The 20,909-nt window shown below is 69.8% G+C and carries 18 protein-coding genes; 8 read left to right on the top strand and 10 right to left on the bottom strand.

Annotated features, from left to right (window positions below; all coding sequences use genetic code 11):
• Positions 1 to 26 precede the first annotated feature (26 nt).
• The 6 genes from ACQPYY_RS14995 (at position 27) to ACQPYY_RS14970 (ending at position 8,123) form a co-directional block, all read left to right on the top strand.
• Positions 27 to 1,421, top strand: a complete 1,395-nt coding sequence (locus ACQPYY_RS14995; RefSeq protein WP_433594182.1) for a lipase family protein — start codon at positions 27 to 29, stop codon at positions 1,419 to 1,421.
• Between the two features lie 19 nt (positions 1,422 to 1,440).
• Positions 1,441 to 2,220: an META domain-containing protein gene (locus ACQPYY_RS14990; protein WP_433594181.1), complete on the top strand. Its 780-nt coding sequence runs from the start codon at positions 1,441 to 1,443 to the stop codon at positions 2,218 to 2,220.
• A 60-nt stretch (positions 2,221 to 2,280) separates the two neighbouring features.
• Positions 2,281 to 2,838: an exonuclease domain-containing protein gene (locus ACQPYY_RS14985; protein ID WP_433594180.1), complete on the top strand. Its 558-nt coding sequence runs from the start codon at positions 2,281 to 2,283 to the stop codon at positions 2,836 to 2,838.
• 184 nt (positions 2,839 to 3,022) lie between these two features.
• Entirely contained in the window at positions 3,023 to 4,507 is a 1,485-nt protein-coding gene (locus tag ACQPYY_RS14980; protein ID WP_433594179.1) for an Ig-like domain repeat protein, read from the top strand.
• Between the two features lie 212 nt (positions 4,508 to 4,719).
• Complete coding sequence (locus ACQPYY_RS14975) at positions 4,720 to 6,888, top strand: thiamine pyrophosphate-dependent enzyme (protein ID WP_433594656.1); 2,169 nt, start codon at positions 4,720 to 4,722, stop codon at positions 6,886 to 6,888.
• A 293-nt stretch (positions 6,889 to 7,181) separates the two neighbouring features.
• Positions 7,182 to 8,123, top strand: a complete 942-nt coding sequence (locus ACQPYY_RS14970) for a M56 family metallopeptidase (protein ID WP_433594178.1) — start codon at positions 7,182 to 7,184, stop codon at positions 8,121 to 8,123.
• Positions 8,124 to 8,135: 12 nt separating this feature from the next.
• On the opposite strand, the gene ACQPYY_RS14965 is transcribed toward ACQPYY_RS14970, so the two are convergent.
• From ACQPYY_RS14965 to ACQPYY_RS14945, 5 genes are all read right to left on the bottom strand, one after another.
• A complete protein-coding gene (locus ACQPYY_RS14965; protein ID WP_433594655.1) occupies positions 8,136 to 9,407 on the bottom strand; it encodes an MFS transporter in 1,272 nt (423 codons plus the stop codon).
• 47 nt (positions 9,408 to 9,454) lie between these two features.
• The gene (locus ACQPYY_RS14960; RefSeq protein ID WP_433594177.1) at positions 9,455 to 10,591 is read right to left on the bottom strand and encodes a PLP-dependent cysteine synthase family protein; all 1,137 of its coding nucleotides are present in this window, start codon (positions 10,589 to 10,591) and stop codon (positions 9,455 to 9,457) included.
• A gap of 100 nt (positions 10,592 to 10,691) precedes the next feature.
• The gene (locus ACQPYY_RS14955) at positions 10,692 to 11,072 is read right to left on the bottom strand and encodes a hypothetical protein (protein WP_433594176.1); all 381 of its coding nucleotides are present in this window, start codon (positions 11,070 to 11,072) and stop codon (positions 10,692 to 10,694) included.
• Between the two features lie 284 nt (positions 11,073 to 11,356).
• On the bottom strand, positions 11,357 to 11,728 hold the full coding sequence (locus ACQPYY_RS14950; protein WP_433594175.1) for a BlaI/MecI/CopY family transcriptional regulator: 372 nt from the start codon (positions 11,726 to 11,728) through the stop codon (positions 11,357 to 11,359).
• A gap of 124 nt (positions 11,729 to 11,852) precedes the next feature.
• Positions 11,853 to 12,215 (bottom strand): ACT domain-containing protein, encoded by a 363-nt coding sequence (locus ACQPYY_RS14945; protein WP_433594174.1) that lies wholly within the window; start codon positions 12,213 to 12,215, stop codon positions 11,853 to 11,855.
• A 118-nt stretch (positions 12,216 to 12,333) separates the two neighbouring features.
• Here ACQPYY_RS14945 and ACQPYY_RS14940 point away from each other — a divergent pair, with 118 nt between their 5' ends.
• Entirely contained in the window at positions 12,334 to 13,158 is an 825-nt protein-coding gene (locus tag ACQPYY_RS14940; protein ID WP_433594173.1) for a TIGR02452 family protein, read from the top strand.
• 148 nt (positions 13,159 to 13,306) lie between these two features.
• Here ACQPYY_RS14940 and ACQPYY_RS14935 read toward each other — a convergent pair whose 3' ends face one another.
• A complete protein-coding gene (locus tag ACQPYY_RS14935) occupies positions 13,307 to 14,083 on the bottom strand; it encodes an enoyl-CoA hydratase-related protein (RefSeq protein ID WP_433594172.1) in 777 nt (258 codons plus the stop codon).
• A 34-nt stretch (positions 14,084 to 14,117) separates the two neighbouring features.
• Entirely contained in the window at positions 14,118 to 16,472 is a 2,355-nt protein-coding gene (locus tag ACQPYY_RS14930; protein ID WP_433594171.1) for a galactose oxidase-like domain-containing protein, read from the bottom strand.
• 153 nt (positions 16,473 to 16,625) lie between these two features.
• On the opposite strand from ACQPYY_RS14930, the gene ACQPYY_RS14925 reads away from it, so the two are divergent.
• A complete protein-coding gene (locus tag ACQPYY_RS14925) occupies positions 16,626 to 17,036 on the top strand; it encodes a hypothetical protein (protein WP_379097963.1) in 411 nt (136 codons plus the stop codon).
• 57 nt (positions 17,037 to 17,093) lie between these two features.
• Here ACQPYY_RS14925 and ACQPYY_RS14920 read toward each other — a convergent pair whose 3' ends face one another.
• From ACQPYY_RS14920 to ACQPYY_RS14910, 3 genes are all read right to left on the bottom strand, one after another.
• Positions 17,094 to 18,194, bottom strand: coding sequence for a DUF5685 family protein (locus ACQPYY_RS14920; RefSeq protein ID WP_433594170.1), 1,101 nt, complete (start codon positions 18,192 to 18,194; stop codon positions 17,094 to 17,096).
• 199 nt (positions 18,195 to 18,393) lie between these two features.
• Positions 18,394 to 20,073: a 3-oxosteroid 1-dehydrogenase gene (gene kstD / locus ACQPYY_RS14915; RefSeq protein ID WP_433594169.1), complete on the bottom strand. Its 1,680-nt coding sequence runs from the start codon at positions 20,071 to 20,073 to the stop codon at positions 18,394 to 18,396.
• Positions 20,074 to 20,128: 55 nt separating this feature from the next.
• Positions 20,129 to 20,716, bottom strand: a complete 588-nt coding sequence (locus tag ACQPYY_RS14910) for a TetR/AcrR family transcriptional regulator (RefSeq protein ID WP_433594168.1) — start codon at positions 20,714 to 20,716, stop codon at positions 20,129 to 20,131.
• Between the last annotated feature and the right edge of the window lie 193 nt (positions 20,717 to 20,909).

The raw sequence follows: 20,909 nt of genomic DNA, 5'->3' as shown, positions 1-20,909 counted from the left end.
GCCGCAGCGGCGTGGAGGAGTGCGATATGACGGGGACCAGGACGATCGCGAGGGCGTGTGCGGCGATCGCGGCGGGAATGACCGTGGCGTTCTGCCCGACGGTGACCGCGGGCGCCGATCCGGTGCCGGTGCAACCGAACCTGCCGTTCCCGATCCCGCCGGCGCCGCCATATCTGGATCCGGGCTTCTACCAACCGGATCCGGCGCGGGTGGCGGCCGCGCAGCCGGGAGAGATCCTGGCGGCGCGGCAGGTGACCCTCGCCAATGTGTGGCTGCTGCCGCTCAATGCCGATGCCTGGCAGTTGTCGTATCGCAGCACGAACACCCGGGGCGAGCCGATCGCGGCGGTGGCGACGGTGGTCGTGCCGCATCGGCCCGCACCGAGCGTGCAGCGCGGGCTGGTCTCGTTCCAGATGGCCGAGGACTCCTTGTCGGTAAACTGCGCACCCTCCTACACGCTCCGCGTGGGTTCGCTGCCCAATCCACTGAATCCGGTGATGGAGGCCGAATTCGTGGAGGTGCAGGCCATGTTGCAGCTCGGGCACGCGGTGGTGATCCCCGATCACGAGGGCCCGAACGCCGCGTACGCGGTGGGCCCGCTGGGCGGGCGGATCACTCTCGACGGGATTCGCGCCGCGGAGCGCTTCGATCCGGCCGGCCTGCCGGGCACCGACACCCGGGTCGCGTTGTGGGGCTACTCGGGCGGCGCGATCCCGACCGCGCACGCCGCGGAGTTGCAGCCCACCTACGCGCCCGAGCTCACGCTGACCGGGGCGGCGGCGGGCGGGCTGATGGCCGATATCCGCGCGGCCATCGACTACAACAACGGCACGTCGAGCTTCGGCGGCGCGGTGCTGGGCGGCCTGTTCGGCGTGGCGCGGGAGTATCCGCAGGTGGATCGCTTCATCGCCGACCATATGAACCCGCTGGGCAAGGCCACTCGGCTGGTGCACGAGAACCAGTGCGTGGCGCTGCAATTCGCGGCGTTCCCGTTCGTGAACATCAAGGGCTTGTTCGACTATCCCGGTGATCCGATGCTGGCGCCGGAGGTGCAGCCGGTGCTCGACGAGCTGAGTCTGGGCCGCCGCGGGACGCCGCTCGCGCCGCTCTATATCTATGAGGGCACTTTCGACGAGGTGATGCCGCTCAACGCGGTCAACAACACGTATGACATTTACTGCCACGACCCGAGCGCCCGGGTGCAGTACACGCGTGATCTGTTCAGCGAGCACGGCATCGCGGCGGTGTCGAATACCGCGAGCGCGGCGCTGTGGATCGATGACCGCCTCCATGGCGTCCCCGCGCCGCAGGGCTGCCACAACCGCGATGTGTATTCCGGCATTCTCGACCCGGGCGCGGTCGGCGCGTTCGTGAACACGATCGGGCAGACCCTCGCGTCGGCGCTCGGGATGCCGATGTAGCGGCCGTACGATCGGGTTCATGCCGGCAACCCGGGTTTCGATCCTGCTCGCACTGACCGCCCTGGCCGCCGCCGGATGTTCGTCGGGCGGCGGCGGGGACGAGACGCCGCCCGCCTCGCTGGCCGGTCGCACGTTCGTCTCGACGGCGGTGTCGGGGACCCCGATCCCGGGCGGCGGGCCGTTGACGCTGACCTTCACCGAGGGCCGGGTCTCGGCGTCCTCGGGCTGCAATACCGCCAACGGTTCGGTCGACCTGCAGGGCACTACGATGCAGGTCGGCGAGCTGTCGTCGACCTTGATGGCGTGCCCCGGCGATCTGGCGGGCGCCGACGAATGGCAGAGTGCCCTGCTGCGTTCCCAGCCCACCTGGACCCTGTCCGGCGACACGCTCACGGTGAAGGGCAGCGGCTCCACGGTCACCATGCTCGACCGCGAGGTCGCCCACCCCGACAAGCCGCTGGTCGGCACCACCTGGGTCGTGACCACCCTGCTGCGCACGCAGGCCAAGATCCGTTCGGCCACTCTCGACGAGGTTCGCCCCACCCTGACGATCACCCCCGACGGCAAGGTCTCCGGCAGCGCGGGCTGCAATCAGATGACCGGCACCGCCGCGATCGACGGCGAGGACGTCACCTTCTCCATCGCCACCACCCGCATGATGTGCGCCCCCGAGATCATGGAGGTCGAGCGGCAGGTCCTCGAGGCGTTGGACGGGAAAGCCGAGGCCACCATCGATTCCGACGTGCTGACCCTGCGTAACGCGGGTAATGGCGCCGGAATCGAACTGCGCGCCGAGTGAGACCGGGTCCGGCGAAAATCATTGTCGCCGGACGGTATCGGCGCGCTAGCGTCCGATTCCATGACGACTACGAGATTCCTGAATGTGGTGGATGTGGAGGCCACCTGCTGGGCGGGACCGAACCCGCCGGGACAGCCCAGCGAGATCATCGAAATCGGGGTGTGCGTGCTCGATACCGTGACCAGGGAACGGGTGAGCAAGCACAGCATTCTGGTGCGGCCCGAGCATTCGGCGGTGAGTGAATTCTGCACGAGCCTGACCACACTCACTCCCGAACAGGTGAGTACGGGCACTACTTTCGCCGAGGCGTGTGAACGGCTGCGCACCGAATTTCACGCCGATTCGCGGCCGTGGGCCAGTTGGGGCGATTACGACCGCAAACAGTTCACCGCGCAATGCCAGGGCACAGGTGTGCGCTATCCGTTCGGTCGCAAGCACACCAATGCCAAACTGGCGTTCTCCGCGGCGCACGAGACCAAACGCCCCTACGGCATGGCGGGCGCGCTGCGGCTGTCCGGGCTGGCGTTGGAGGGAACACATCATCGTGGTGGGGACGATGCGTGGAATATCGCCGCCTTGATCGCGGAGCTGATGAGTAAGGGTTCGTGGCCGGGCTGACGCTTTGTGCCATTGCCCGAAAGCCCTGCGCTACATGGTCTTTTATGCATGGTCGACTGACAACGGAATGTTGTGAACTAACGGCATTTCAATGTTTCAGCTCTGCGGCCCGACGACCCTAATGTTCATTTCCACGCCGAGGACCAGCTCCGCGGGCGTAGACCATCGAACATCTAGGAAATCCATGGCACACAGAGTTATTGCGCGCGGTATGGCCGCCTGCGCGGCGACCACCACGGCGGCGGGCGCGCTGGCGCTGTTCGGCGCGGGCGCGGCCCAGGCGGACCCGGGAACGATCACCTGGAGCGACGGCTCCTCGCAGTTCACCCGCACCGTCAGCAACACCACTCCCGCCGAGGGCGACACCGTCACGGTCAGCACCAAGTTCGAGCGCACCAGCTGGACCGACGAGTTCCTCTACAACATCAAGGACCGGCACGCGGCGTGCCTGACCTATGTGGCGGGCTCGGCCAAGATGACCGGCAATGACGGCGACTACCCGTACGCGAATCCCGAGGTCAATGCCGACGAGGGCAATGGCTACGGCTACGTGCGCGTGTCGTTCGGGGTCACCGAGTGGTCCGTGCAGAACCGCCCCGGCTTCCACCGCTCCCCCATCTTCACCGTGCAGTACAAGGTCGGACACGACTGCGCGCGCGGCGCGGCGCTGACCAGCGGCATGGATTACGGCGGGTCGCTCGGTTCGGGCAATTACGGCACCAAGGGCCCCTCGATCACGGTCGGCAAGAACGCGACCACCACCACGCTGGCCCCCGTGCAGAACGCGCGCGTCGGTGTGGCGACCACATTGACCGCGACCGTCACCGGCGGCGCGGCGGGTGACCCGGTCGACTTCTTCGACGGCACAACGAAGATCGGCTCCGGGGCGCTGGACGCGGCCGGGACCGCGACCTTCCAGTGGACCCCCGCGGTGAAGGGCGACCACGGCCTGTCCGCGAAGTACGCGGGCACCGCGGCCGCCAATGGGTCGGCCTCGGCGACGATCACCGCGCAGGTGTCCGAGCAGAACCAGACCTCGACGGTGAGCCTGACCGCCGCCTCGGGCGCGCAGGTCGGCAAGGCGACCACGCTGACCGCCACGGTGAGCCCGGCCGCGGCGGGCGGCACCGTCGAGATCCGTGACGGCGACGCTTCCCTCGCGGTCGTCCCGGTGGGCAACGACGGCACCGCCGCCTACCAGTGGACCCCGGCCACCGCGGGCGCGCACTCCCTGACCGCGACCTTCTCCGGCCGCGACGGCGTCACCGGCTCCACCACGTCCACGCAGGTCACCGTGGCCGAGGCCCCGGCCCAGAACACCGACTCCACCACCACCCTGTCCCCGGTCTCGGGCGCGCAGGTCGGTAAGGCGGTGGCGGTGACCGCGACGGTGAAGCCCGGAACTGCCGGTGGCAGTGTCACTTTCAAGGACGGCAACACCGTGGTCGGCACCGCGCAGGTCTCCGGTGACGGCACCGCCACCATCCAGTGGACTCCGGCCACCGCGGGCCAGCGCACGCTGACCGCCGAGTACTCCGGCCAGGGCACCGTGAACGCGTCCTCGGACCGGGCCTCGGTCGTGGTGGCCACCGCCGCGGGCGGGGTCGACACCGGCAGCGGGACCGGCAGCCTCGGCTCCCTGCTCGGCGGCACCGGCTCGAGCAAGTAACGAGGTGATGTCGCCGGGCGGTCCCCTCCCCGCCGTCCGGCGACATCTTCGCGAAATGGTCCCCGGCCGCGCCGATTCGCGGCAGGCTGGACGGACTGGCCGAGGGATCGGATGTTGCCGCAGGTGGCGCCGCGTCACCTCTACGCTGAGTTCCCGGCGTACGCGACCTATAGGGCATATGGGAGGGCGTCATCAACGACCGCGAAGCGGATCTGGATCAGTGGTTTCGCACGGAGGTCGCCGCGGCGACACCGGGACCGGCTCGCGCGCAGGGGGAAACGATCGACACCGCCTCCGGACTCACCGGTGAGCTCGCCCTGGCGCTGTTCGACTCCCAGGCCACCTCCCGGCACCTGGATCTGGCCGCACGGCGGCTGGGCCGCGACGGGCACGGCTACTACAGCATCGGATCGGCCGGGCACGAGGGCAATGCCGCGGTCGCGGCAGCGCTGCGGGTCACCGATCCGGCGCTGCTGCACTATCGCTCGGGCGCGTTCTTCGTGCACCGCACCCGGCAGGTCCCGGGCCTGGACCCGATCCGCGACGTCCTGCTGGGCGTGACCGCGGCGGCCGCCGACCCGATTTCCGGTGGGCGGCACAAGGTTTTCGGCAGCAAGCCCGCCCACATCATCCCGCAGACCTCCACCATCGCCTCGCATCTGCCGCGCGCGGTCGGCCTGGCCTTCGCGCTGGGGCGGGCCGCACAGCTGGGGCTGCGCACCGAATGGCCCACCGACGCGGTGGTGGTGTGCAGTTTCGGCGACGCCTCGGCCAATCACTCGACCGCCGCCGGGGCGATCAATACCGCGATCCACACCGCCCACCAGGGCGTGCCCATGCCGATCCTGTTCGTGTGCGAGGACAACGGCCTGGGCATCAGCGTGCCCACCCCGCGCACCTGGATCGAACAGGCCTACGGCTCACGCCCCGGCCTGGCGTACTTCGACGCCGACGGCGCGGACCTGCCCGCGGCGCTGGCGGCGGCGACCGCGGCCGCCGATCATGTTCGCGCCCACCGCACACCGGCCTTCCTGCGCCTGCGCACGGTGCGGCTGCTCGGCCACGCGGGCTCCGATGTCGAATCGGCCTACCGGCGCCCGGCCGACATGGCCGCCGATCTACGCCGCGACCCGCTGGCCGCGACCGCCCGGCTGCTGGTCACCGCCGGGGTGGCGACCCCGGGCGCGATCCTGGCCCGCTACGACGAGATCGCCGAACAGGTCGCCAAGGCCGCCGACAGTGCCTGGCACGAACCGAAATTGGGCTCGGCCGCCGAAATACAGGCCCCCTTGGCTCCCGCGCGGCCCGCGGCGGTCCGCACCGACGCCCTGCGCGGCACAGAGGGCCCCGAGTCGGGGCACGGCGACCCGCTCACCCTGGCCCAGGCGGTGAATCAGACCCTGGCGCACCTGCTCGCCCGCGACCCGGACGTGCTGGTGTTCGGCGAGGACGTGGGCCGCAAGGGCGGGGTGTACGGAGTCACCAAGGGCTTGCAGCAAAGTTTCGGCGTGCGACGGGTTTTCGACACCCTGCTCGACGAGCAGAGCGTGCTGGGCACCGCGCTCGGCGCGGGCTTGGCGGGCTTCGTACCCATCCCGGAGATCCAATACCTGGCCTACGTCCACAATGCCGAGGACCAGTTGCGCGGCGAGGCGGCGACGCTGTCGTTCTTCTCCGGCGGCCGCTATCGCAATCCGGTGGTGGTGCGCATCGCGGGTCTGGCGTATCAGAAGGGCTTCGGCGGTCACTTCCACAACGACAATTCCCTTGCCGCGCTGCGGGATATCCCCGGTCTGGTGCTGGCGGTGCCATCGCGCGCCGACGACGCCGCGGCGATGCTGCGCACGTGTGTGGCGGCGGCGCGGGTGGACGGCCGGGTGTGCGTGTTCGTGGAGCCGATCGCCCTCTATCACACCCGCGACCTGCATCGCGACGGCGACGGCGGCTGGCTCGCGCCGATTTCCGTTGTGCGCCATGCCGAGATCGGCCGGGCCCGGGTCCACGGCACGGGCACGCACCTGACCATCGTGAGTTTCGGCAACGGGGTGCCGATGAGCCTGCGGGTGGCGCGGCGACTGGCCGAGCGCGACATCCACGCCCGGGTGCTGGACCTGCGCTGGCTGGCCCCGCTGCCGGTGGAGGATCTCCTCGACCATGCCCGCGCCACCGGGTGGGTGCTGGTCGCCGACGAAACCCGCCGCAGCGGAGGCGTTTCCGAGGCGGTGTGCGCGGCGCTGCTGGACGCCGGATTCGACGGCGGGCTCGCCCGGGTCACCAGTGCCGACAGTTTCGTGCCGCTGGGCCCGGCGGCATCGTCGGTGCTACTGGACGAGGATGCGATCGAGGCGGGCGCGCTGAGCCTGCTGGCCGCGCGCCGGTGACCACGGACGGAGCCGGGCCTGCTCGCTTGGAAGCCCGGCCCCGCCCGTGGTCGACGCCGGTTCCGGTCGGCGCCCCGGTGCCGTCGGAGGACGACACCCAGCCCATCTACGTATCAACTACGTAGATACGTAATACCGTAGACGCGGGACCGCCCGCAAGGGGCACGTGGCGACCCGCACACGATTCGCAAACTCGCGCGCGACAGTAAGGCTGTCCTCAGTTTTGCCCCCTACACTCGGGCGGATTCCACGGGAGGAGATCGGATGCGGGCCGCGCGATCGCGGGTGGGCCGATGAGTGTCGCCGTCTGTCTGTTGCTGTACGGCTTCGCGGTCGCGGTGCTCGCGCCCCGGGTGCTGCGGCGGATCAGCGCGTCGGGGGCCGCACCGCGCATCGCGGTCGCGGCGTGGGTGGCGGTGATGATCTCGACCCTGCTGGCATGGACGGTGACGGTGACCATCATCGTGGTCGACATCGGCACCCATAAGATCTCGGTGCTGCCGGCCCGCTTCCTCGACACCTGCCTCCTACACCTGCACGACGCGGCGATCGGCCACTACGGGCGCCACCTGCAGACCGGCCTGCTGATCCTGTCCTTCTTCGCGGCCCTCGCGGGCCTGGTGGTCGCGTTCCGGCTCGCCACCACCCTGTGGCGATCGCACCGCAGCGCACTCGAGCACGCGCGCATGGCCCGCCTGGCCGGACGCCACCACCCCGAACTGGACGCCGTGATCCTCGACGTGGATCATCCCGCCGCGTATTGCGTTGCGGGCAAACCCCATACGATCGTGGTCAGCCGCGGCGTGCTCACCGCCCTCGACGACCACCACCTCGAAGCGGTGCTGTCCCACGAGCGCGCCCACCTGACCGGACGCCACCACCTGCTGCTCAGCCTGACCCGCGGCCTGGCCACCGTGCTGCCGCGGGTCGACCTGTTCACCATCGGCGCGGCCGAGGTGGCGCGCCTGCTGGAAATGCTGGCCGACGACGCGGCCGCGCGCATCCACGGCCGCGACACGGTCCTGCAGGCCCTGCTCACCATGGCCGCGCTGCCCGAACAGTCCGACACCACCCACGCGGTGCTGCGCTCCCGTGTGCGGCGACTGTCCGAACCGGCCGATGTCGCCCGGTCCCACTCGCGCACCGCGGCCGTGGCCGCCACCCTGACCGCCATGCTCATTCCGGTGGCCGCGCTCATCGCGGCCACCATCGGCATCGAGGTCTGCCTGACCTGACAGTGGGCGATGTCAGCGCCGGGCCGACAGCGGCTGGGTCGGGTAATCGACCACCCGGCCGGACGGGGGCATCCCGTGCGACGGGCGTTTACGATGGCGGCCGCCGCGCGTGGGCTCGCGTCCCGAACGGTCCAGCACCGCCAGCGCCACGGCCGCGATCGCGCCGATCACCACCAATCCCAGCCAGACCGCCCACTCCGCGCCCGCGGCGTGCGCCGCGCCCAGCAGCGCGCCCGTGACCAGGTTGCCGATCAGGATTCCGATGCCCACGACGGTGTTGTAGAAGCCGTAATGCGTGGCCACCAGCCGACTTCCCGACAGCGACACCACGGTGTCCATCTCGAACGGGAACACCGCCGCCGTCCCCACCGCCAGCACCACCGCCGCCAGCAGCAGCGCGCCGAGCGCCACCGCGTCACCGAAGATCCCGCTCGACGGCACGATCGCCAACGGCAGGAACGACACCGCCAGCAGCGCCACCCCCACCACCAGACCGCGTCCGGTCCCCCACCGGCCGCGGAACCAGGCCGTGATGCGCAACTGGCCCGCGACCGCCACGACACCGGAGATCACGAACAACGCCGAGGTCACCGCCTGCGCCCGGTCCCCCGCCAGGTATTCCGCCTGCAACGGCAGCGCCAGATACACCTGGAACGACAGCACATACGAGCCGACCATGGCCGCCGCGAACGCCACGAACCGGCGATTCGCCACCACCGTGCGCCAATCCTCGAGCACCGAGGTCCGCACGGCGGACTCGGCCGCGCGGCGCGCGGGCAACGCGAACAACTGGGCGACGGTCAGCGCCGCGAACACCACCGCCGCCGCGGCCGCCGTCACCCGGAAATCCAACGCCAGCAACGCCAATCCGACCAGCGGGCCCGCCAAGGTCCCGGCCTGATAGAAGACGTTGAACACCGCGAACGCCTCCACCCGCCGCTCCCCCGCCTCGGCCGCGAGATAAGCGCGCACCGCCGGATTGAACAGCGCGCCCGCGAAACCCGTCGCCGCCGAGGCGATGATCAGGCTCGGCAGATCCGAGGCGAACGCCAGCAGCGCGAAACCCGCTGTCCGCAACAGACATCCGGCCACGATCAGCGGCTTGTACCCCAGCCGATCCGCCAGCGTGCCGCCCACCAGGAACATGCCCTGCTGCGAGAAGTTGCGCACCCCCAGCACCAGCCCGACCGCCCACGCCGCCAGCCCGAGGGGGCCGGACAGGTATCCGGCCAGGTAGGGCATGAGCATGTAGAAGCCCAGATTGATGCCGAACTGGTTGACCATGAGCAGCTGGGCCGCCCTGTCGAACCCGCGAAACTTAGCCAGGACACTCACGACAGCGGTCCCGGGGTCGCGTCACGCGCGCGCTCGGGTATGCGGGGGTCGATGACGGTCGTGCAGCGGGTCCATCGTTCGACCTGCCGCTCGCGGGGATGGGCGATCACATCGGGACCCGCCGGTTGGCCCGCGTCCAGCAGACCGTGTGCGGCGCAATAGGAGTCGTTGTAGACGGTGTCGAAGTAGCGGTGCGGACCATCCGGGAAGACGGCCGCGATGCGGGTGCCCTCAGGCTGGGTGCGGGCCGCCCACCCGGCCACCAGCGCGACCGCGCCGACGCTCCAGCCGCCACTGGACAGGTAGCCCGAGGCCAGGGTCCGGCAGGCCCACACCGACTCGGCCGGTGCGACCCAATGGATTTCGGTGAAGGCGGCGTAGTCGACATTGCGCGGATGGATGCTCGACCCGAGCCCGCGCATGAGGCGGGGACCGGCCTGCTGACCGAAGATGGTGGAGGCCACGGTGTCCACGCCGATCAGCGACAACGCGGGATCGGTGCGGCGCAGGGCGCGCGCGATGCCGGCGGAGTGGCCGCCGGTCCCGACAGCGCACACCAGCACGTCCACGCCGCCCAGCTGCTCGATCAGCTCCCGCGCGAGGGACTCATAGGCGTCCACGTTGTCGGGGTTGCTGTACTGGTCGGGGCACCAGGAACCCGGCTCCGCCGCCAGGAGCTCGGCGACGCGGTCACGGCGCGCCTGCTGCCAGCCGCCGTCCGGATGCGGTTCCCGCACCAGGTCCACCCTCGCACCGTAGGCCGCGAGCAGTTGGGCGACCATGGGTTCCAGGCCGGGATCGGTCACCACCGTCACGGGGTGCCCGTACACCAGCCCGGCCAGGGCCAACCCCAGACCCAGAGTGCCACTGGATGATTCGATGATCCGCGCGCCGGGTGCGAGCTCGCCGCGCTCGCGGGCACGACGCACCATGTGCAATGCGGGCCGGTCCTTCATGCCGCCCGGATTGCGGCCTTCGAGTTTGGCCCAGAAGCCGCGCCCGGCCGGCGCGAAGGGCTCGCCCACCCACAGGACCGGCGTATTGCCGACCAGGGCGCGCGGTTCGCGGGCCAGTACGGGCAAGCCGGAGCTGGTGGTGAGCATGTCGAATTCGTCGAGCAGACCTCGGTCCATGACTGTCGCTTTCGGTATCGGATCGCCACGGGGGGCGGAATGACGTGCACGGCAACGGACTCCGGCCGCGGGCGCTGGGCCCCGGCCTGCCGCTGACCGATCAGCGTCGGGCGATACACAAGCGCGTCAGCAGTAATCGGCCGCCGACCGCACCTCCCGGCGGTCCGCGCACCCCGTGGACGGCGGTGGCGACACCTTGGTTCGCGAGACCGACCTCGACCGCGATCCGTTCGGCGGTGAACTCCGGAGCATGCTCCTCGCCGGGTGACACCGAACGGATGGCGTGCTCGACATGCGGGTCACAGTGTGCGGATTCGCCGCCCAGCGGCTCGCCGGAGACTCCGGCGGTCTGGGCATGGCTCAATCCGGGCGAATGGTCGGCGCCCGCCCCGGCGGCGCAGTCGGTGATCGCGGCGACCAGTACCAGCACGGCGAACAGCAGTCCCCACAGGAACCGGCCCGAACCGCTGCCACGGCTCACGCCGCCACCTCCTGCCCGAATTCGACTGTTGCGCCGTCACTTTCACCGGTCGAGCGGCCCTGGCGCCGTGCGAGGTCATCGCGCCGGAACCTGGTTGACACGCTCTCGAAACAATCTACTATCTACGTACGTAGTTCGTAGCAACCCCGTGACCGGGTTCACGTCCGCGCGAGGCGAATACGGAGCAAAAGGACAGGACACGCATGGGGTTCGCGCCATCGAAACGCCCGACACGCCGAACTCGCGCCGCGCCTACGACAGGCCGGGCCACCGGCCCCCGACGATCAGCGCTTGCCGCGCGTGAACTTCCGCAGCGCCGCGCGCAGTCCCTCGGACTCCTCCGCGCTCATCTGCTCCACGAAATGCGCGAGCACCAACTCCGAACGGCCGCCGCTGCCCAGCGCCTCGCGCATGAGCCGCGCGCTGTACTCCTCGCGGCTGAGACTGGCCCAATAGCGGTAGGCCTTGCCGACCCGCTCACGCTCCAGCCAGCCCTTGCGGTGCAGGTTGTCCATGGTGGACATGACGGTGGTGTACGCGATGTCGCGCTCGGCGGCCAGCTCGTCGAACAGCTCGCGAACCGTCGTCTTCTCGGGGCGATCCCAGATCCGTTCGATGATGACGGATTCCAGATCGCCGAAGCCTCGTGCACTCACGTCCGACGTCTCCTCACCTCGGCGCGCCATTCGTACGTTCTACGTACGTAGACAGTAATGTGGGTGGCACGACCTCACAACATTTGGCGTTGTCCGGGTCCGCCGAGCCGCGCCGGGAGCGGCCTCACTCCGCCAGGCGGTGCCCCGCGTCCCGCAGAGCCGCCGACGCCTCCTCCAGCCGATGCGCCGGAACCAGGATGAGATCGGCATGGAAGGTCGAGGCGACGAACACCGGGATCGACGATTCCGCCAGCGGCCCGATCAGCGCGGCCAGCGTGCCGGGCGAGTTCAGACTCCCGGCGTCGATGCCGTAGAAGCCCTTCCAGGTCTCCCCCTCGGCCCACGCCGGCGCCTCACGAATCACGGTGAGCCCCTCCGGCGCTCGCACCAGCGCGATCCACTCGTCGTCCTCCGGAAACGTCGAATTCGGCAGATGATCCACCGCGAACTGCGACGGGACGATCCGCAAACGCTGGGAGCCGCTCATGGCCACATCGTAGGCGGCGGGCCCGACACTTCCGGTTCTCCCACCGCGCCGACCAGTATTGGTGTCAGCGACTAAAATTCGGATGACGGTTCCGGAACCGGGCCGTAGAGTCGGCGAAATGACCACCAGCCCACGACAAATCGCCACCGAGAACGAGCAGATCGCCACGCTCGGCAGCTACCACACCAGCGACGGGACCCTCGTCGACATCAGCGCCCCGCTGACCCAGGCTCGCGCCGGGACCCTCTGCCACGAGCCCGAGGAAGACCTCGGCACACCGGTCACCGGACCCTTCACCGGACGCCCCGAGGTCACCGCCGAAGGCAGCGTCCAAGCCGCGCGCCGACTCCACACCGAAGGCGGAAAACGCCTGGCGGTACTCAACTTCGCGTCCGCTCGCAACCCCGGCGGCGGCTACATTCGCGGCGCCCGCGCCCAGGAAGAGGATCTCTGCCGCAGCGCACTGCTCTACCGGTGCCTGCTCGAGGCACCCCGCTACTACGAAGCCCACCGCGCCTCCGACGACCTGGGCTACAGCCATCGCGTCATCTACGCTCCCGAGGTCCCGGTCATCCGGGACGACCGCGGCGAACTCGACCCGCACCCGTTCACGACCTCTTTCCTGACCTCGCCCGCCCCGAATGCCGGTGCGCTCGCGGACCGTTCGGGCCACCCGGTCGATGTGCGCGGCCTCCTCGCCGAACGCGCCACCCGAGTACTGGCCGTCGCCGCCCATCACGGGGTGCGCGAACTGGTGCTCGGCGCCTGGGGTTGCGGCGTGTTCCGCAATGACCCGAACGAGGTCGCCGAAGCGTTCGACCTCGCGCTGCGCGCGCACGGCGCCGCCTTCGAGCGGGTCGTCTTCGCGGTGTGGGACCGCTCCCCCGTCTCGGCCAATCGTGCCGCGTTCGCAGCCCGATTCGGCTCGGCCGCATCCTCGTAGCCGCGGTTGCCCGCGGAACTCACGCCGGGTCTCGCGGCAGCCGCGACATTTTCGCAATCCATATTCAGATTGCAATATCTACAGACTTGGATACCCGTGATCTGAATCAGCCGAGACGCGACTGAGCGCGATGGTCGGCCTCGCCCCGTCAATCGGGCCAGACAGGCGAGCGCTTCTCCAGGAAGGCGGCCATTCCTTCACTCGCGCCGGGCAATTGGGAGGCGGCGGCCATGACTTCCCGCGCGAGCGTGTACGCGTCCGCCTCGGGGCGGTCGAGCTGCGCGTAGAGGGTGCGCTTGCCTAGCGCCTTGCTGGCGCGACTCCCCCGCGTGGCCCGGCCGAGCAGGTCTGCGACGGCGGTGTCGAGCTCGGCGGCCGGTACCGCGTAATTGATCAAACCCCAGTCGACGGCGGTCCGAGCATCGATCACATCGCCGGTCAGCGCCAGCTCCATCAAGCGCTTTCGGCCGATGGACCGCGAGACGGGAACCGCCGGGGTGTGGCAGAACCAGCCGCCCTTGCCACCGGGCAGCGCGAAGCCCGCGGAGTCGGCGGCGACGGCCAGGTCACAGGAGGCGACGAGCTGACAACCAGCCGCGGTGGCGAGCCCCTGCACCCGCGCGATCACCACCTGCGGAACCTCTTCCAGGGTGGTCATGACCGCCTGGCACAACGTGAGCAGATCGCGAACACCGAGCAGGTCCCGCGCCGCGACATCCGCGAAATCATGGCCCGCGCTGAACACGGGCCCGGCCGCGGCCAGCACGATGCCGGACGCGTCGGTCTCCCCCGCCGCCCGGAACGCCGCGAGCAGTTCGGACAGATGATCGGCCGACAGCGCATTACGCCGATCGGGCCGGTTCATGGTGATGGTGACGGTGTCACCATCGGTTTTGACGAGCAGGTACTCGTACTCCGCGGTCATACTTCCACGGTAGTCCGGCGGCTCCCGTTCGCGGTCACACCGGCGAAGGCGCGGCCACCCCCAGTCGCAGCCATTGGCCGACCGAGGGAATCCCGTCGGTGTCCACGACCGCCACGAGGTACCAGCCGGGCGGCGCCAACGCCGGATTCGAGGGCATGGCCACCGAGACCGTGTCGGCCCCGGTCGCGGTGATCGGCAGATCGATCAGGCGCTGATTGTTATCGCAGGAGTGGGTGCACGAGGTGGGATGCATGAGGCTCACCTCGCGGACGGCGGCCGACGTGGTCAGCGTCAGGGTCGCACCGTATTCCGCTGTGCCCGAAGTCATCTCGAATTCCGGTCGAGCGCCCCGGAACAGGTAGGGCGGCCAGAACACTTCGATGCGCAGTTCCTCGGTCTTGCGCTGCGGATTCGATCCGGCCGTCACCACTGTGCCGTCGGGAGTCAGGAGCGCCACCGAGTGGTACAGCCGCGCCACCCGCTGCGGGGCGGTCGGGGTCCAGGTTTCCGCGATGGGGTCGTAGATCTCCCCGCTGGGCGGGACCGCGTCGGCCATCTCCTCCATCGCCGAACCGCCCGTGGCCAGCACGGTGCGGTCCGGCAGCACCACCGCGCAGACGTGCATGCGGGCGTAGGTCATGGGCGGACCCGCCTGGTAGGCGGGTACGGCGGCGCTCAGGTCGGCGATGCGCGTGTCGGACAATGCCATTCCGGGGCCGTGCGCGTCGACGGTGCCGCCGCCGAGGATCATGACCCGCTGCGCCTGCGCGGGCGGCAGCAGCACGCTGGTCGATTGGCTGCGGGATTCGGGATCGTAGAGGCCGGGCACCTCGGTGACCGAACCGAGCACGGGATCCCAGATCGAGGGCCGCATCCCGTTATTGGTGCCGTATTGCCCGCCGGTGTAGAAGATGCGGCCGTCGGCGAGCAGCACCAGATGCGCGTACATCGGGATCGGACCGGGCACGGGCAGTTTCGACCAGGTGAGCTTCTCGGGATCGAACAGTTCCGGTGTCTGCGACAGGAACCCGTCCGCGCCGAGACCCGAAACAGCCACCACCTCCCCGGTTTTCAGCGCTGTCAGGGTGGGGTACCAACGCCCGTAATCCATATCGGGCTGCGCGGTCCACGTGAGCGTCGCCGGATCGAAGATCAGGGTGTCGCGCAGGCCGAAGAACGGGTCGTACTGCCCGGTTCCCCCCGCGGCCAGCACCCGCCCGTCCGGCAGGTACGCCTGTCCGGAACAGAACAGGTCGATGGGCGTGGCGGGCGCGGCCAGTCCGGGATTCGGGTAGTGCCAGACCCGGGTGCGGAACTCGTGGGCGTCGAGCCGGTCCGGATCGTTGCCGGATCCGGCGAAGAACAAGACGTCACCGGTGTGCAGCAGCGCCGCGTGCACCGGATTCACCTCGGTGCCGAAATCCAGTATGCGCCAAGCGCCTTGGGTGGCCGCGGCGGACAGATCGGTATCGAGGTCCAGGACGCGCAGGTAGCCGGAGTTGCCGCCCGCGGGATGATCGATGGTGCCCACCACCAGTTTCGGGAGCTCGCCCGCGCCGGGCAGCAGCGCGACGGCCGCGCCCTGGTTGGCGGCGAAACCCCAGTCGGGCACGGGCGACCAACGGCTCCAGCCGTCCACGCAATGCCCGGTCCCGTCCAGTCCCCAGCCGACGGTGTACCGCCCGCCGTTCCCGTTGGGCGGGTGGTCGACGGTGAAGACGATGAGCTCGGGGCGGCCGTCGCCGTCCAGGTCGGCGACGGTGAGGCCCGCGCCCTGGTTCTCCCAGCCCCACCAGTCGGGCACCTCGAGCCACGGCGTCCACTGCCCGACCGAGCCGTCCGCGGCCAGGCCCTTGGCCAGCCGGAATCGGCCGCTGTTCTGGCCGTCGGGATTGTCGACGGTCAGCACCACCAGGACCGGTTCGCCGTCGATGCTGGTCAGGCCGATGTCGGCGCCCTGGTTCTCCCAGCCGTACCAGTCCGGGATCTGCCGCCAAGGGGTCCAGCCGCCGGTGACGGCGCCGTCGGGGGCGAGGTCGCGGCCGATGCGGTAGTAGCCCTGGTTCTGGCCGGCGGGGTTGTCGACGAGGAAGACCACCAGGTCGGGGCGGCCGTTGCCGTTCAGATCGCCGACCGCGATGCCCGCGCCCTGGTTCTCCCACCCCCACCAGTCGGGCACCGCCAGCCAGGGTCCCCACTCCCCGGCCGTGCCGTCGGCGGCGAGGGGGTGGCCGACGCGGTAGCTTCCACTGTTCTGGCCGGCCGGGTCGTCGACCATGAGGACCACGATGTCGAGTGCGCCCTGACCGCTCAGGTCGGCGACGGCGATGCCGCAGTCCTGATTGTCACGCGAGAACCAATCGGGAATGGGAACGAATTGCCCTGCCACACAGCACATTATCGGTGTCGCGCGCCGTGTGCGGGAGCCGATGTCCAGATCTCGCCGATGGCCGTTTACGCCACGTTACGGAAAACCCTCCCGGCGAATGGGAAACCCATTACCCTGCGAAACGCTCTCGTTTCACACACTGAGGATTTCACCATGAACAAGGCACTCTGGGCCAACGGCCTGGCGCTCACCGCCGCCGCCCTGCTCGCCGGCGCGGGCACCGCGGAGGCGTCGCTGGCCACCGTCATCGGCTCCGACTCCACCTTCAAGGTCGGCATCGATATCCAGCCGGGCGTCTATAAGACCACAACCGCGACTCAGCTGTGCGCCTGGGCGCGCCTGTCCTCGCTCGCGGGCGGCACCGGCGCCACCATCGAGGCCGGCGGCGCGGTCGGCGGCAAGGCCACCGTCGAGATCAAGTCCACCGATGTCGCCTTCTTCACCAGCGGTTGCGGCACCTGGACCCTGGACACCACCACCACCGTGTCCGGCTCCTCGAACTTCAGCACCGGCAGCATCGGCGGCTTCATCCCGACCGGCTCCGCCTCGGGCTCGTCGCACTGATACGCGAGTGGTGAGCCGCCCACCCGGTGGGGGCGGCTCACCACACCCGCGCCGACCTCAGCAGTCGCAGCAGGTTTCCTCGCAGCAGCAACAGCCCTCGCCACAACAGCAGCAGCCCTCACCGCAGCACACGCAGCCTTCACAGCACGGCAGGCAGCAACCGCTCCGGCGACGCGGCGCGCGCCCGTAATAGCCGGGCCCCGGGCCGTATCCGCCGTAGCCCGGCGGTGGGCCCCACGGGTCCGGACCGCGCCGACGCCACCGCGACCGCGGCGCGATGACGGCATGATTCGCGCACGCGGGCGCGGAGCCACCGAAGGTCCGGGTCACCGAGCGACCCAATTCGTGTTTCAGCAGTTTGTGAATCAGCCGCGAATCGGTGAATTCCACTTCCGCCAAAGCCAATTCGATGCCCAGCACAGCATCGACGCACAGCCGGTGCGCCTCGGCGACATCGGTACCCGTGGCCACCAGCGGATTCCATGTGCCGCGGGCCACGTCATCGGTCAAATCCTCGACCGAGTCGACCAGATGCGCGATGCGGCCGAACAATCGGCCGGCCTCGGTCAGGGCGGCCACATTACCGGGGCGGCCCGCCAGGATCGCGGTGTGCCCGAAGGCGGCCGCGGTGGCGGTCTCGGTGGGTTCGGTGACCGTGAGCAACGGGGTGCCCACCGCGGCGGCGGCCTCGATCTCGGTCTGCCGGTCCACCGCCGTCACCAGGACGCCGGTATCGAAACCCAGTCTCGCGCCGGTGGATTCACCCTGACGGGCCCAGCGTTGTGCGATCCGCCGGGCGGCAGGACGGAATCCGGCCGTGCCCGCGACCCCGTCGTGGTCGTCGACATGATCGCGCACCTTGGCGGCGGCCAGGACCAGTGAGACCGTGGCCGCCAGCCGGACGCAGTCACCGGTGGCGACATCCGCGCGTCGCATGCCGCGCAGCGGGCAGGGCCCGGCCGCTCGGCGCGTGGGCGGCGCGGTGGACTGCGCCTCCACCAGGGCCGAGATGATCAGCCCGTCGTAATTGGTTGCCATGCGGGCGCTCTGACCGTGGTCGTCCCGCAAAGCCAGGCACAGGCCGCACAGTTGCGCCAGCCACGCCCGCCCGAGTTCCTCGCCCAACCGGTGACGGCAGGGCCGGATGATGCCGAACACCCTATCGACGGTAACCCTTCACGGGGGCATCCGTCGGGCGGATCGCGAATCCGCACCGCGTGTTCGTCGCCGACACCGCATGGACGGTGTAGATCGAATCCAGTTGGGCGGCAGCGCGACAGCTCGCCCCGCGACCACCGCCACCGCTGCCGTTCTCACGCTCGACAGCGGCCCGGTGCCGGCGCTGACGCCGGAGCGGCTATTTGCCCGCCGCGTGCAGGGCGGCGAGGTAGCCGTAGACGATGGCGGGGCCGATGGTCGCGCCGGGACCGGCGTAGGTGTGGCCCATGACGGGGGCACTGGCGTTGCCCGCCGCGTACAGGCCCTCGATCACCGAACCGTCCGCGCGCAGGACGCGGCCGTCGGTGTCGGCGCTCAGGCCGCCCTTGGTGCCGAGGTCACCGGGGACCAGCTTGGCGGCGTAATACGGACCGGTCTCCAGCGCGCCGAGGTTCGGGTTCGGGCGATTGCGCGGGTCGCCGTAGTAGTTGTCGTAAGCGCTGTTGCCGCGGCCGAAGTCGGGATCGGTTCCGGCGGCGGCGAATTCATTGAAACGGGTCACCGTGGCGCGGAGGTTCTCGACCGGGATGCCGATCTTCTCGGCGAGTTCGGGGAGCGAGTCGGCGCGGGTCAGTGCGCCCGACTTGAACCAGCGGCCCGGCAGCGGCTGCCGGGGCGGGACGCCCGCGAACTGGTAGCGGTTGCGGTAGCGCTGGTCGAAGATCAGCCAGGCGGGCAGGTTCTCCGCCGGGCCCGTACCCTGGCCGTATTCGCCGCCATACATCTCGTGGGTCGCCTCCACATAGGGCAGGCACTCGTTCATGAACCGCTCGCCGCGCTCGTTGACCACGATGCTGCCCGGCAGGTTGCGTTCGGCCAGGCAGAACCAGGGCAGCCGGGGCAGCGGGATGGACGGACCCCACCAGGCGTCGGCCATGAACTCGACCGCGCCACCGGCATTCTCGCCCGCGCGGATACCGTCGCCGGTATTGGCCTTCGCGCCGACGGTCCAGTCGGTGCCGATGGGTTCGCGCTGGTACTGCTTGCGCATGGCCTCGTTGTGCTCGAAACCGCCCGCCGCGATGATCACGCCGCGGCGAGCGGTGAGCATCAGCTCGCGGCCGTCGCGGCGCACCACCGCGCCGGTGACCCGGCCGTCCTCGGTACGCAGGTCGAGCAGCGGCGTCTCCAGCCACAGTGGGACGTTCGCCGCCAGCAGACCCGCGCGCAACATGGCGCTCAGGGCCTGGCCGCGGGCGAGGACGCGGCGGCGCAGCACGGTCGCCGCCAGCCAGCGGCCCGCGACGCGAGCCCCGGTCAGCGGGCTGCGCGGGTTGCGCAGGCCCAGGTGCAGCTGCCGGAACTCGGCCTGGGTGATCACGACATTCTTCGGGGCTCGCACGTAATCCGGTTCCAGGGTGGACAATTCGGCACCCAGACCGGTGGCGTTGTACGGCGCGGGCTCGACCGATCGGCCGTGCGAGCGGCCGCCCGGAGCCTCGGGGTAGTAGTCGGAATAGCCGGGAACCCACCGCATGCGCATCGGCGAGTGCGCTGAGAGGAAGTCGAACGCCTCCGCGCCACGGTCGAGGAAGGTGTCGATGCGTTCGGCCGGCACGCCCGGACCGATGATGTCCTTCAAATAGACCCGCGCGGCCTCGAGGTCATCGGCCGGAGCGGATCCTCGCAGTGCCGAGTTGCCCGGAATCCACACACCGCCACCGGATCTCGCCGTCGACCCACCCCAGTAGGCCGCTTTCTCGACGATCACCGTCGACAGCCCGTGCTTCGCGGCGGTCAGCGCCGCCGCCATCCCTGCCGCACCGGATCCCACCACGATCACATCGAAGCTCTGGCCGGTCGCCTTGTCGTCCTGCATTGTTCCTCACCCTGTTCGTTCTGTTCGAAGCTGTTCACTGACACGCCAAGGCTTTTCAGCCGCGCCAGCGCTCCCCGGTCACGGCGTCTAGCGCGCCCTCGACGCACACCGCCAGCGACATCTCCGGATGCGCCGAATTCCGCAGCCACTGCAGGTATCCGAACTCCGCCGCCGCCAGCATGAGATGCACCAGCAGGCCCGGGGTGCTGTCCTGGCCCGCGTCCCGCCCCATCCGCTCCGCGACCAGCTCGACCAAGCGCGCCCGATGTTCCGGCGTGATCAGCGCGACTCGCTCCAGCAGGTGCGGTGCGGTCTGGAACGCCGCCCGCCACTGCTCCAGGTCCTGTGCGGCCGAGCTCGTGGATCGAGTCAGAATCGCTTGCGCCAGCGCCACATCCGCGGATTCGGCTTCGTCCCGCTCTTCCAGCAGCGTCACGATCCGAGCCCCGCCCTCACGCACGGGATCGAGCAGCAGATCCTCCTTGCTGCGCACATGCCGGAAATAGGTACTGGCCGACACCCCCGCGGCCGCCGCGATCTGCTCGGTGGTCACCTCGCCGAATCCCTGCGCCGCGAACAGCTCGAACGCCGCCCGCTGAATCTCGGCCCGGATCTGCCGCCGTTGCCGCTCCCGTAGTGACATCCGCAGACCTCCTTCCCTCACCGACAGCATCTCCCTTTATGACAGTTACTGTCAAGAGTGGATTCACAGTCACCTAGCCGTCGATCCACGCAAACCGGGCAGGTACGGGCGACACAGCCCATGACATGCCGCGATTCGGCCGGACTCGCGTTCGGGCGCAGCATTACCCCGCATCATGGACGGCTGAAAGGAG

It is taken from the genome of Nocardia sp. CA-145437 (assembly GCF_050956485.1).
Taxonomy (GTDB): Bacteria; Actinomycetota; Actinomycetes; order Mycobacteriales; family Mycobacteriaceae; genus Nocardia.
This window is presented reverse-complemented; position numbering and strand designations above follow the sequence as displayed.

Bases quoted from the DNA above. Each gene is read 5' to 3' on its own strand.
- ACQPYY_RS14925 (WP_379097963.1), top strand. From the start codon at position 16,626: ATGAACAAGGCACTCTGGGCCAACGGCCTGGCGCTCACCGCCGCCGCC.
- ACQPYY_RS14970 (WP_433594178.1), top strand. From the start codon at position 7,182: ATGAGTGTCGCCGTCTGTCTGTTGCTGTACGGCTTCGCGGTCGCGGTG.
- ACQPYY_RS14940 (WP_433594173.1), top strand. From the start codon at position 12,334: ATGACCACCAGCCCACGACAAATCGCCACCGAGAACGAGCAGATCGCC.
- ACQPYY_RS14945 (WP_433594174.1), bottom strand. From the start codon at position 12,215: ATGAGCGGCTCCCAGCGTTTGCGGATCGTCCCGTCGCAGTTCGCGGTG.
- ACQPYY_RS14935 (WP_433594172.1), bottom strand. From the start codon at position 14,083: ATGACCGCGGAGTACGAGTACCTGCTCGTCAAAACCGATGGTGACACC.
- ACQPYY_RS14985 (WP_433594180.1), top strand. From the start codon at position 2,281: ATGACGACTACGAGATTCCTGAATGTGGTGGATGTGGAGGCCACCTGC.
- ACQPYY_RS14980 (WP_433594179.1), top strand. From the start codon at position 3,023: ATGGCACACAGAGTTATTGCGCGCGGTATGGCCGCCTGCGCGGCGACC.
- ACQPYY_RS14910 (WP_433594168.1), bottom strand. From the start codon at position 20,716: ATGTCACTACGGGAGCGGCAACGGCGGCAGATCCGGGCCGAGATTCAG.
- ACQPYY_RS14990 (WP_433594181.1), top strand. From the start codon at position 1,441: ATGCCGGCAACCCGGGTTTCGATCCTGCTCGCACTGACCGCCCTGGCC.
- kstD (WP_433594169.1), bottom strand. From the start codon at position 20,073: ATGCAGGACGACAAGGCGACCGGCCAGAGCTTCGATGTGATCGTGGTG.
- ACQPYY_RS14995 (WP_433594182.1), top strand. From the start codon at position 27: ATGACGGGGACCAGGACGATCGCGAGGGCGTGTGCGGCGATCGCGGCG.
- ACQPYY_RS14965 (WP_433594655.1), bottom strand. From the start codon at position 9,407: ATGGTCAACCAGTTCGGCATCAATCTGGGCTTCTACATGCTCATGCCC.
- ACQPYY_RS14960 (WP_433594177.1), bottom strand. From the start codon at position 10,591: ATGGACCGAGGTCTGCTCGACGAATTCGACATGCTCACCACCAGCTCC.